An 11848-nucleotide genomic window follows, 5' to 3' on the forward strand; every position below is an offset into this window, starting at 1 on the left:
ATGAAGTTAAATAAGAAGATATTAAAATGTTAAAGCAGACCTTCATTCTTTCATTGTGTTTAATGGTTTTTAATAGTTACGCTGGTACTATCACCATTAATGATCAACAGCAAAAACCGCTCGCTAATGCCGTCGTCTGGTTAACGCCTGCGGATAAAAGTGTTGAATTCCCCGCGCCAACTACACCCTTTATAATGACTCAAAAAGACCGGCAGTTTATTCCCCATGTGTTGGTGGTACCGCAAAATGCTCAAGTTGAGTTTCCAAATGCAGATTCAATCATGCACCACGTGTATTCTTTTTCTAAAGCTAAATCGTTTGAGCTAAAGCTATACCGAGAGCAACCACAGGATCCGATCAGTTTTGAGCAAACGGGCGTAGTTGAATTAGGCTGTAATATTCATGATTGGATGTTGGGGTATATTGTGGTGGTTGATAGTCCGTATTACGCAATGACCAATGACAAAGGACAAATTGAGCTGACGCTTGAGGCCGGAGATTTTACACTCAATATTTGGCACTCCGAATTTAGTGACATCAGCAAAACTGAAAGCAAAGCCATTTCACTCACTAGTGCGCCGGTTGTTTATCAAATAAAACAGGCGATTATTTCTCGTGTTGCGGTGGGCGTTGATGAATTTGACGATTATGAATAAAGCTTGCTTTTACCTAGGTGTAGTGGGGCTAACATTAACGTGCAATGCTTTTGCACAAGTAAAGGGCTTAGTGCAACTAAGTGCAGTTCAGGGTGAGCAATACGTAAGTTGGCAACAAGGTGGCGTAGGGCTATACCGGTACGATAGTGACAATGATGGCATTGTTCTCTCTCAGGGAGTCGTTGATTTTAGAACTGATTTAACCACCGCTTGGTCGGCACATGGGGTTATTAATGCTTATCAAGATCCGCAGCCGACTTTAGGTTTTAGCCAAGCATATTTGCAATATAAGCCGCTAACAGCGAGTAACTATAAATGGCATCTGCGGGTAGGTGGTTTTTACCCGTTATTATCATTAGAAAATCCAGATATGGGCTGGCTTTCACCATATAATTACACTAACTCAGCAATAAACTCATGGATAGGTGAAGAGGTACGTACCGTTGGGGTTGAGGCCACTATCAAGCGGCCAGGGCGCAGCTTTAACAGTACCCATAGCTTTGCATTGGTTGGCGCGACATTTAAAGGTAATGATCCTGCAGGAACATTATTAGCTTGGCGTGGCTTTGCAATGCATGACCGCCAAACGACCTTTAATGAAAGTATTGCGTTTGCACCAATCGCTTCATTTAATACCACCGCACTTCAGTATCAGGCAAATCAGGTCTTGCCCTTTGAAGAGGTTGATGGGCGCTTTGGTTATTATGCAGGAATTCACTGGGATTATTTAAAAAAATCACAATTTCGTTTTTATTATTACGATAATAATGGCGATCCTGCAGCACTAAATAGAAGTACTGGGCAATATGCATGGGATACTCGTTTTAGCAGCGTCGCGTGGCTATATAAATTTACTGCGAATACGCGCTTAATTGCGCAAATGATGTCGGGCACTACCGCTATGGGTGCTAAACGCGGTGTAAATAATAGCTTCTATAGTCACTTTGTATTAGTAAGTCATAAAATGGCCAAGCATCGTATTTCAATGCGTTATGATTATTTTGAGGTAACCGATCATGACGACTGGCAATTTGATCCTAATGCCAGTGAAGGTGAAGGTATAACCGCGACCTGGCGTTATCAATTAACGCCGCAGTGGCAACTAGGGATTGAAGGTTCTGCATTACACAGCCAAGCAGATAATCGCATGGCGATGAATAATCCCAAAAACCTATCACAGCAACAAATTAGCTTAAATGTTCAGTGGCGCTTTTAATGGTAATTCAGATAGTTTGAACTATATTAAGGTGTGGCTGATGTTGTATTTTATGCAAAGGTGAAAAATGAACTTACAGAGTATTCGAATCAAGAGCTCACTCCCAATTGTGTTACTTGGGATTGCGATAATAGTACTGATAGCAGGCTACACGCACTTAATTAACTTACAAAAAGATGCGTTAGAAGCACAATCTGAGCGATTTTTAAATGCTATTTCAGTAGTGGTTAATAGTGATCGTGATCTCTACCAAGCTAAGGTAGCTGAATTACACTTAGTAACCAATAAGATAGGTAATGCCGAAGAACTGCAAGATCATCAAGAAAACGCACAGCAAGTGACCGATCGTTTTAATCAATATTTACATTTCTTATCAGCCTACCCGCAAGTAACGACGCAGTTTACTGGCTTTGATAGTGCCTTTGAAAAATGGTTATCAGCATCAAACGCGTTTATCAACGACCCGCAAAACAAGCAAAAAAATCAGCAGGCCAATACAGAGTTTGCAGCGCTGCGCGATATTTTAGATAAAGCAGGTGAACAAGCTGAGTTGACGTCGAAACAAGAAAAACAAAAATTGCTTGAGAAGATAACTACAACGAAATTGTTTTTACTGACTATGGTGGTGGTGCTGTTAGCCATTTCAGCTTGGTTCAGTTATGTGATCCCACGTCAGTTAACGAAGCAAATGCATTACGTGACTGCGAGAATTAATGATATTGCCTCTGGTGATGGTAATTTAACAGGACGTATAGCGATAGAAAGCCAAGATGAATTTGCCGAGCTGGCAACGGCATTTAATCGTTTTTTAGATAATTTGCAGCAACTGATCCGTGATATTTTAGGCCAAGCTAATGAGCTTAACCATTTAGGAACTGATTTAAGCCAGTTCGCAAATCAAAATAATCAGATCACTCAAAAACTCAGCCAAGCATCTGAATCAATTGTCAGTGCGGTTCATCAAATGAGTGTTGCTAGTCGCGAAGTGGCTAATGTGGCGCAGCAGTCATCAAAAGAAGCCGATAACTCACAGCAACTGGCTAAGCAAGGTTTAACGGCTGTGGCTAATTCGAGTGATAAAATAGTCGCGCTATCTGAAAATATGGAACATGCCAGTAACAAATCAACCGAACTGCAACAAAGCTCTGATAATATAGCTAAAGTGCTAGAGGTGATCCGCGCGATTGCGGAGCAAACTAATTTACTTGCGCTTAATGCTGCTATCGAAGCGGCGCGAGCTGGCGAACAAGGGCGGGGGTTTGCGGTGGTCGCCGATGAAGTACGCACCTTGGCAACGCGCACTCAAGAAAGTACCAACGATATTCAAAAAATGGTTGAGCAGTTTGCCAATAGTGTCGAGCAGTCTTTAACGGCAATTAATGGTGGCAAACGCTTTGCAGATGAAGCCGTAGCCTCGTTTACGCAAACCAATGATGTGCTTAATGCGATGCAAGAGTCATCAGTAAAAGTGAATGATATGGCTATGCAAACAGCCCAAGCTACCGATGAGCAAACAGCAGTAGCTGAAGAAATCAGTCATAATTTATCATCATTGAACGATCAAACCATGCAAGGTGGCGAGCTGGCACGTTCAACTGAAGAAGTTGCGGTAAGAATGAACCAATTAACCGATGAATTAAGCCGCCTAGTGCAGCGCTTTAAAGTTTAATTGTTTGCTGTAGGCAATAAAAAAGGGTTCGAGAGAACCCTTTTTTGCGTTGTTAGTATCTAATACCAATCGACTTAAATATTTAACCATTCTAGCGCGCTAAATAAAGCGCTAACTGCGTTAGTAATTTTTCATGTAGAACAACTACATGTCAAAATCTCTGCCTTGTTACCACTGTATTTTTCTGTCGCTATAAATGGTCAGTAACTTAAAACGATTGGTATAACGTTTACTTTTTTTCGAAAGCGCGCTTCATAAAGTTTGGTGTTGCTAATGCGCCATGGTGAATACCATTATTGTAATACTCTGTAGTTTGCGCAAGCTCTGCTGCTGCGTCTTCTCTAAAACCGGCGAATGCTTCATCTTTACGAGCAAGTGTTACTGACCATAAGCCACTTGGGTAAATAGGTTGTGGGAATGGCAGTGTTTGTAAGTCGTTAAAGCCTACATCAGTCATCGCATCGCGCATTTCAACCAGTAATGGCATATGCATAAGCGGTGATTCACTTTGTTGTACCATAATGCCGCCAGGGCGTAGTGCATTTAAACAGCTCGTGTAAAAGGCATGGTTGAACAAACCTTCACCAGGACCGACTGGATCAGTGCCATCAACAATCACGATATCGATTGATTCTGCTGCAGCTTCACGCATATATTTAATACCGTCGTCAAACATTACTGTAGCGCGAGGATCTTGGTTTGCTTCACATAACTCAGGGAAGTATTTAAGTGACATTTGCGTCACTACTTCATCGATATCGATTTGTGTAACAGACTCAACGCCCGGGTGCTTGAGTACCTCACGTAAAGTGCCGCAGTCACCACCACCAATAATAACTACATTTTTTGGGTTTGGGTGTGCAAGTAGTGCAGGGTGGCTGATCATTTCATGGTAAAAAAAGTTTTCACGGCTAGTAACCATAGTACAACCGTCAATAATCATTAGATTACCGAAGTCTGTTGTCTCGTACATTTCGACTTTTTGAAAAGGCGATTGCTGTTCTTCTAGCTTTTTGTTGATGCGCATAGAAAACGCACTGCCGTCACGTTCACTGATTTCTGTAAACCATTTACTTTGATCTAAATTTGCCATGTCGCTAGTTACACTTTTGAGTTGAGTATGAAAAAGGGGCAATTCTGCCAGTGCTTGGCGTTTTGCTCAATGAAATTTTATCAGTATAGCGAATATATTTTATCTTAGCTTTGGCTTAAAGGTCATTTTTTGTTAGCGTAGAGGGTTATGACGTACTAAAATGCGTGATTCCGCGAAACTTGTTAACTATAGAAGAATTTGCCATGACTTGGGGTTTAGATACAGCACGCTCTACATATAACGTTGCTCATTGGAGCGATGGTTACTTTGATATTAATAGCCAAGGTGAGCTGGTTGCTTTCCCAGATGGCGATCAAACGAAAGCCGCTATTTCATTAACCGAGTTAACGGAACAATTTAAAAAGCAGGGTTTAACGTTACCAGTATTAGTACGCTTTACCGATATCTTGCAAAATCGTGTAGATACTATGACCAGCGCATTTAGTAGCGCGCGCAATGCCCGTGCCTACCAAGGTCAATATACTTGCGTATATCCGATCAAAGTAAATCAGCAGCGTTCAGTAGTAAGTAAGTTATTGGCGCACCCAAGTGGCTTAGTCGGTTTAGAAGCCGGTTCAAAGCCTGAGTTAATGGCGATTTTAGGTGTGGCAAAACAACCGATCACTATTGTTTGTAATGGATACAAAGACAGTGAGTTTTTACGTTTAGCATGTATTGGCCAAGCGATGGGCCATAAAGTTAAAATCGTAGTTGAAAAGCTATCTGAGTTAACAACGTTATTAGCCGAGATTGAAGATCTAGGCATCGAGCCTGCCATTGGTATTCGCATCCGTTTAAACTCAGTGGGTAAAGGGAAGTGGCAAAATACCGGTGGCGAAAAAGGTAAATTTGGCTTAACAGCTGGGCAAGTATTAACGGCCGTTGAAGTACTCAAAAAACACAATAAGTTGCATTTAATGCAAATGGTGCATTTTCATATAGGCTCACAAATTGCCAATATTCGCGATATTCATCGTGCTTTACGTGAATGTTCACGCCACTTTGCAGAATTAAGCCAGTTAGGTGTGCCATTAAATACCGTTGATGTAGGTGGTGGTTTAGGCGTTGATTACGAAGGTTCTGGCTCGCGCAGTGCCTGTTCAATGAACTACACAGTAGAGGAATATGCTCGTAATGTGGTGAATGCGTTTGCTGAAGTGTGCGAACAGCATGACTTAGCGCATCCGGCTATTATTACTGAATCAGGCCGTGCGTTAACTGCTCACCACGCAGTGTTGATCACCGATGTGATTGATGTTGAGCAAGCACCAAATCACAGCAACCCTAGTGCACCTGAGCCAAATAGTGCGTTAGTGTTAGATGAAATGTGGCAATGTTTACAGCGTTTAAACCCGCGTATGGCATTAGAAATTTACCATGATGCAATGCACTTATTTAGTGAAGCGCACGACCAATACGTACATGGTTTAGTAAGTATGTTGGAGTGGGCGAAAATAGAGCAGCTGTATTTTACTATTTTGCATCGCGTGCGAGCGTCATTAAGCAATGCGCGTGCTCACCGTGAAGTATTGGATGATTTAAACGAAAAATTAGCCGACAAATTATTTGTGAATTTTTCATTGTTTCAGTCATTGCCTGATGTCTGGGGGATCCAGCAATTATTCCCGGTAATGCCGATTGAAAACCTTGATAAGCCGTTAACGCAACGCGCTATCATTCAAGATATTACCTGTGACTCAGATGGGCAAATTCGTGAATATGTTGAGGGAGCAGGGATCGAAACAAGCTTACCTATTCCACAATATGTACCTGGGCAACAATACCACATTGCGATGTTTATGGTGGGAGCTTATCAGGAGATTTTAGGTGATCTACATAACTTATTTGGTGATACTGATTCAGTCCATGTAGAGCTCACCGAACAAGGTTATCAACTAACCAATGCGATCAAGGGTGATAGCGTTAAGGATGTATTAAAGTTTGTTGATTATGATAGCGATATTTTCTCGGATAACTTTGCTACCACAGTACAGCAACTCGACATTAGTGACTCTATTAAGCAGCAGTATTTAGCTGAGCTAAATGCGGGCCTTGAAGGGTATACATATTTTGAAGATTAATTGCGATACTCTTGTATTGCATTCTAAATTGCCGAACAGTTTTAATGAAAGGAATTAAGTAGTAATGTCTTGGATCCGTTGTGTTTTTAGTATTTTCTTTTACACCATAAATACACTAATTTGGTTTGTTCCCATTTTTATTTGTGGCCTAATTAAACTTATCCCTATCAAACCGTTACAAAAGTTAATGAGTTGGACAGCTAAGCAATGCGCCTCTATTTGGGTTACGTTTAATACGTTAAATCAAAAGTTATTAACACCAACCAAGCTAAGTGTTACCGGCCTTGAAGAGCTCAAACTAAAAGACTGGTACTTAGTGATTGCCAATCATCAGAGCTGGGTGGACATTTTAGTTTTACAGCGTGTGTTTAATCGTAAAATTCCATTTTTAAACTTCTTTTTGAAAAAAGAATTGATATACGTTCCTGTTCTGGGGCTATGTTGGTGGGCGCTCGACTTCCCTTTTATGACTCGTACCAGCAAAAGCCAATTAAAAAAGAATCCTAAATTACGTGGTAAAGATTTAGAAACAACCCGTAAAGCCTGTGAAAAGTTCAAAGAAATGCCGGTGAGTGTGGTTAACTTCGTTGAAGGTACTCGCTTTACAGCGCAAAAACATTCGCGTCAAAATAGCCCGTTTCCTCATTTACTCAAACCTAAAGCGGGTGGGGTGGCGTTTGTGATGCAAGCTATGGGTGAGCAAATCTCTAAAGTGGTAAATGTCACTATTCAGTATCCTGAGGGCATTCCTACGTTTATGGATTTTGCCAGTGGACGAGTAAAACAAATTAATATTTATGTAGAAGTGATGCCGGTAAGCCAAGAGTTGATAGGTGATTACACGGGAGATTCTGAATTTAGAGTACGTTTTCAATCAGAATTAAATCGCTTATGGCAAGAGAAAGAACAACAGCTTAGCGAGTTTGAGCAAAAACTTAAGTCATAGTCGCAAATGCTAATAGGTAACGGCCCAAATCATTACTGTTAAGCTTGTATTGGTTTTGGGTTTGTTACAGTGTTAAGCAACAATCAATATAGCTAAAATGACTGTTATTGAGCCTCCCGCAGCAAGGAATTAGAATTATCATGACGACTCCAACTCATTTACAGCAATTTGTGCAGCCTTGGTTTCAGGGGATGCCTGACACAGTATTATTCAGTTCTCTTACAGCCACTGCAATTGGAGTGTTCTCGCTGTTAGTGGTGTATTTATTTACCCGCCGTTTAATGCTACCAGGTATTCAAAAGGTGGTGACTAAACTTTCTCCTGAGCGAATTGGGCTATTGGCGCCTATGCTGACAAAACTTAATCGTCGTTTTGCCGGGATGTTGTGCTGTGTATTATTCTTAGCAACATTTGATAGTGTTTATCCAGTTACTGAATTTGCTGCTGAAGTGCTGAAGACGATTGGCCAAACTTTATTAATTATTCATGTTGGCTTTATCATCAGCAGCATAGTAAGTATTGCAGGTGGCATTTATAACCAACTAGAGTTTGCTCGCGAAGTGCCGATTCAAGGGCTGATCCAAGTAGTAAAACTTATTACCTTTATGATTTGTGTGATTTTGATTGTCAGTATCGTACTGGAAAAATCGCCAACCTATATTCTTTCAGGCTTCGGGGCAATTGCTGCGGTGACCTTGTTAGTATTCAAAGACACTATATTAGGTTTTGTAGCCAGCATTCAAATTGCAGCAAATCGTTTAGTAACCTATGGTGATTGGATCCAAGTAGATAACTATGGTGCTGACGGCGAAGTAATTGACCTTGGGTTAAATACCGTAAAAGTACGAAACTGGGATAACACTATCACCACTATCCCCACTTATATGCTGGTGGCCGGCTCATTTAAAAACTGGCGTGGTATGCAAGAATCTGGAGGTCGTCGGATCAAGCGCTCACTCAATATAGATATGAATAGCATTCGTTTAGCTGATGACGAGCTGACTAAAACGATTTCTCAAACTATCGCGTTAAAAGAATATATTAAGATGAATACCTTACCTGATCCGGTATCAAATTTAGGGTTATTTCGTCGTTATGCTGAAGGATATTTAAAGCAGCACAGTAAAATAAACACGTCACTGACATTAATGGTGCGGGAGTTACAACCGTTAAATCATGGCTTACCGATAGAGTTTTATTGTTTTAGTGAAGATAAGCGCTGGATATCGTACGAGCATCTGCAAGCAGAGATCATGGATCATCTACTTGCGGTATTACCTATTTTTGACCTACGCGCTTATCAAAGTGTCTCGGGGCAATTTAGTCCTGCAGCAATCACCCCAACCGCTATTAAACCTACCATTAAAGTGGCAAATAATACTGAAGTAGGCCAAGGCTAACAAATACGATTAATAGCCACCAAATCGGTGGCTTTGCTAACCTTAGCCATGCAAAAGCTGCAACAACAATCACAATATGCCAAATGTTGTGAACTGCGGATGTCCAAATTGGTGAATACAATGCAGCCGCTAAAAAACCCACCACAGCGGCATTAAGCGCGGCAATGCAGCTGGCAAAGCGGGGGCGTTCAGATAATTGCAGCCAGCTTTTTTGAAATGCTAACATTAATAAAAAACCAGGAGTAAAAATCAGTAAGGTTGCAATCACCGCACCAACAAGCGGCTGCTCGCTATTAAGCTCTGCGCCTAAATAACTAGCAATGGTGAACATTGGCCCAGGCACCGCTTGTGCGCTGGCGTAAGCTGATAAAAATTGCTCAGTGTTTAAACTTGGTAAGCCAGCTTGAAGTATCGGCAATACCACATGACCGCCGCCAAAAACCATAGCCCCAGCTTGATAAAAGGGTGCAAAATCTGCAAATTGAGAACCTAGTGGGACAAAGCTCACTAGCAATAATAGTGCAAATAGAATGAGTGCAGGCCAGTTAACTGTGCGCTGCTTAGTTGCTGTTTGATTACTTTGAGCTAGATTAAGCAATGGCCATATTGCGCCAATAGCAGCGGCTGCTAATAGAACCAATATTTGACTGCTCAGGCTCGGTAATAAGATCAGCACTAAGGTACTTAACATAGCAAGCGCTTTGAGTACCCAGCTAGTACAAAAGCTTTTTGCCATACTCAGCGTAGCATCGGCCACAATTACTACGGCAAATAGTTTTAAACCGGCAACTATTGCAAAGTAAATAGCATCAAATTGGTGGGCGCTAATCGCTAATAAAGCCATGATCAAAAAGGAAGGTAAGGTAAAGCCAACAAAAGCAGCAATACCGCCTAATACGCCTGCTCGCTCCACACCAATAGCAAAACCCACTTGGCTAGACCCAGGTCCAGGCAGAGCCTGACTAAGACTGATTAGTTGTGCATAACGTTGAGCATTGAGCCATTGCAAGTTATCAACAAAATGACGTTTAAAATAACCTAAATGTGCAGCTGGCCCGCCAAAGCTCATGCAACCAAGTAAAAAAAACTGCTTAAAAATAGCTAGTAACATGAATTCTCTCGTTTCTTATTGCCGTAACAGCTTAGTATGACAAAATTTCGTGACAATTTTATGGTTTTTAATCTTTGTACCTGTCTACAATGTAAAAAAGGCTTTGTTAAAGTTAAGTAGTTATGCGATTTATTGTTTATATTTTTATAATTTTTGCCTTTATAAACTATGCCTATGCTGCAAATGAACCTAATGCGGCTGTGCAAAAAATATCGTTAGCCGTGGATCATGCACCACCGTATAGCCAAATTAATCAAAATGGTGAAGTATCAGGCGCGATTGTTGATATTTTTCGAGAGATGAAAAAGCAACTTCCTTTTAAGTTAGAGCTGGTTGGTTGCCCATTTTCACGCTGTGTAAGAATGTTAGAGCAAGGCGAAGTTAATGCGATGGGAGGTTTGATCCTCACACCTATGCGTCAGCAAGTAATGCAATTTGTAACCCCACCTTATATGGTTTTAACCTCGTCATTTGTATTTTATGCACGCGAAGATAGCCAATTACAAATCAACAACTATGACGATTTATATGGTAAAAAAATTGCGATTATGCGAGGTGCCGTACATTTTAAACGTTTTGATGAAGACGATGAACTGACTAAAATAGCTGTTTTAACAGAAAGCACAGCTATTAACCTATTATTGAAAGGGCGTGCAGATTTAGTTATTGCCGTTGAAGATACCGCGGATCATGCTATGAGTGTGCTGAATCAGCCAGCCAATAAACTAGTTAAAATGCAGTATCGTTTTAATGACATAATCTATGGTTATCTCGCTTTAAGTAAACAGTTTTCAGTAACCCCATTAGCGCAGCAGGTTGATGCGCTAATGAAAACAATGGCTGCCACTGGTCAGCTAAATACATTAATTGCTCCCTATGAACTTCCTCCTCTTAACGAGCAAGCGCTGAGCTTTTAACATCTTCTTCATATTTCGTTCATTACAATGTTTGCATACTAGCTGTTAATGAAAGAATTAATAACCAAGGAAATACTATGACTTTAACCAAACCATTACTAACAGCGACTATTGTTGGATTATTATTAACGGGTTGTGAGACCACCAACACAGGAATGGGAGCTGGTATTGGTGCAGCTACAGGCGCAGTACTTGGTAAGGCAACCGGAGATCATGATGATAAACGTATCTTCATTGGTGCCGCTATTGGCGCACTAGCCGGCGCTGCGGTTGGTGACTATATGGATAAACAAGAAGCGGCTTTTCGTGATGAGTTAGCCGGCTCCGGTGTTGAAGTTGTGCGTGAAGGCGATAACTTACGTTTAGTGATGCCAGCTAATATAACTTTTGCCACCGACCAATCGTATATTTCATCTGGCTTTCATAACACCCTTGATGCTATTGCTAAAGTGATGAATAAGTACGAAAAAACTTATTTAAGTATTGAAGGCCATACCGATAGCACAGGTAAAGATAGCTACAACATGACGTTATCGCAACAGCGTGCGCAGAGTGTGAAAGGTTACTTAGTGAATCAGCAAATTCTAGCTGGGCGTATTAGTACACGTGGTTACGGCGAAACTCGCCCAATTGCCAGCAATGACAGCGCCAACGGCCGCGCGCAAAACCGCCGCGTGGAAGTTCAAATTGTACCAAATACTAAAGGTTAATGTTTTATCTCACTCATTTGCTACCTAAGCAAATGATTGAGATTATTTA

General features: G+C 41.1%; 10 protein-coding genes. 8 read left to right on the forward strand and 2 right to left on the reverse strand.

Translation table 11 applies throughout. The annotated features are described in order from the left end of the window. Positions 1-26: 26 nt before the first annotated feature. The 3 genes from H5183_RS17790 (at position 27) to H5183_RS17800 (ending at position 3541) form a co-directional block, all read left to right on the forward strand. Complete coding sequence (locus H5183_RS17790) at positions 27-656, forward strand: methylamine utilization protein (RefSeq protein WP_145241994.1); 630 nt, start codon at positions 27-29, stop codon at positions 654-656. Further along, positions 649-1872, forward strand: coding sequence for a hypothetical protein (locus H5183_RS17795; RefSeq protein ID WP_182732333.1), 1224 nt, complete (start codon positions 649-651; stop codon positions 1870-1872). Before H5183_RS17790 ends, H5183_RS17795 begins: the two co-directional genes overlap by 8 nt. Before the next feature lie 67 nt (positions 1873-1939). After that, positions 1940-3541, forward strand: coding sequence for a methyl-accepting chemotaxis protein (locus H5183_RS17800; protein ID WP_182732332.1), 1602 nt, complete (start codon positions 1940-1942; stop codon positions 3539-3541). Positions 3542-3770: 229 nt separating this feature from the next. On the opposite strand, the gene speE is transcribed toward H5183_RS17800, so the two are convergent. After that, on the reverse strand, positions 3771-4634 hold the full coding sequence (speE, locus tag H5183_RS17805) for a polyamine aminopropyltransferase (RefSeq protein WP_145241990.1): 864 nt from the start codon (positions 4632-4634) through the stop codon (positions 3771-3773). A gap of 203 nt (positions 4635-4837) precedes the next feature. Between speE and speA the strand changes: the two genes are divergently transcribed. The 3 genes from speA to H5183_RS17820 all read left to right on the forward strand — a co-directional run bounded on the left by speA (position 4838) and on the right by H5183_RS17820 (position 9061). Continuing rightward, complete coding sequence (speA, locus tag H5183_RS17810) at positions 4838-6715, forward strand: biosynthetic arginine decarboxylase (protein ID WP_145241988.1); 1878 nt, start codon at positions 4838-4840, stop codon at positions 6713-6715. Between the two features lie 64 nt (positions 6716-6779). Next, positions 6780-7661, forward strand: a complete 882-nt coding sequence (locus tag H5183_RS17815; RefSeq protein WP_145241986.1) for an acyltransferase — start codon at positions 6780-6782, stop codon at positions 7659-7661. A 140-nt stretch (positions 7662-7801) separates the two neighbouring features. After that, entirely contained in the window at positions 7802-9061 is a 1260-nt protein-coding gene (locus tag H5183_RS17820) for a mechanosensitive ion channel family protein (RefSeq protein ID WP_145241985.1), read from the forward strand. On the opposite strand, the gene chrA is transcribed toward H5183_RS17820, so the two are convergent. Beyond that, positions 9024-10172 (reverse strand): chromate efflux transporter, encoded by a 1149-nt coding sequence (gene chrA / locus H5183_RS17825; RefSeq protein ID WP_149983071.1) that lies wholly within the window; start codon positions 10170-10172, stop codon positions 9024-9026. The two genes, H5183_RS17820 and chrA, sit on opposite strands and share 38 nt — an antisense overlap. Before the next feature lie 122 nt (positions 10173-10294). Between chrA and H5183_RS17830 the strand changes: the two genes are divergently transcribed. Then, positions 10295-11089: an ABC transporter substrate-binding protein gene (locus H5183_RS17830; RefSeq protein WP_149983072.1), complete on the forward strand. Its 795-nt coding sequence runs from the start codon at positions 10295-10297 to the stop codon at positions 11087-11089. A 77-nt stretch (positions 11090-11166) separates the two neighbouring features. Then, a complete protein-coding gene (locus H5183_RS17835; RefSeq protein ID WP_149983073.1) occupies positions 11167-11799 on the forward strand; it encodes an OmpA family protein in 633 nt (210 codons plus the stop codon). Positions 11800-11848: the final 49 nt, after the last annotated feature.

This window comes from Pseudoalteromonas sp. SR44-8 (genome assembly GCF_014163635.1).
GTDB classification, from domain to species: domain Bacteria; phylum Pseudomonadota; class Gammaproteobacteria; order Enterobacterales; family Alteromonadaceae; genus Pseudoalteromonas; species Pseudoalteromonas rhizosphaerae.

Bases quoted from the DNA above. Each gene is read 5' to 3' on its own strand.
- H5183_RS17790 (WP_145241994.1), top strand. From the start codon at position 27: ATGTTAAAGCAGACCTTCATTCTTTCATTGTGTTTAATGGTTTTTAAT.
- H5183_RS17795 (WP_182732333.1), top strand. From the start codon at position 649: ATGAATAAAGCTTGCTTTTACCTAGGTGTAGTGGGGCTAACATTAACG.
- H5183_RS17800 (WP_182732332.1), top strand. From the start codon at position 1,940: ATGAACTTACAGAGTATTCGAATCAAGAGCTCACTCCCAATTGTGTTA.
- speE (WP_145241990.1), bottom strand. From the start codon at position 4,634: ATGGCAAATTTAGATCAAAGTAAATGGTTTACAGAAATCAGTGAACGT.
- speA (WP_145241988.1), top strand. From the start codon at position 4,838: ATGACTTGGGGTTTAGATACAGCACGCTCTACATATAACGTTGCTCAT.
- H5183_RS17815 (WP_145241986.1), top strand. From the start codon at position 6,780: ATGTCTTGGATCCGTTGTGTTTTTAGTATTTTCTTTTACACCATAAAT.
- H5183_RS17820 (WP_145241985.1), top strand. From the start codon at position 7,802: ATGACGACTCCAACTCATTTACAGCAATTTGTGCAGCCTTGGTTTCAG.
- chrA (WP_149983071.1), bottom strand. From the start codon at position 10,172: ATGTTACTAGCTATTTTTAAGCAGTTTTTTTTACTTGGTTGCATGAGC.
- H5183_RS17830 (WP_149983072.1), top strand. From the start codon at position 10,295: ATGCGATTTATTGTTTATATTTTTATAATTTTTGCCTTTATAAACTAT.
- H5183_RS17835 (WP_149983073.1), top strand. From the start codon at position 11,167: ATGACTTTAACCAAACCATTACTAACAGCGACTATTGTTGGATTATTA.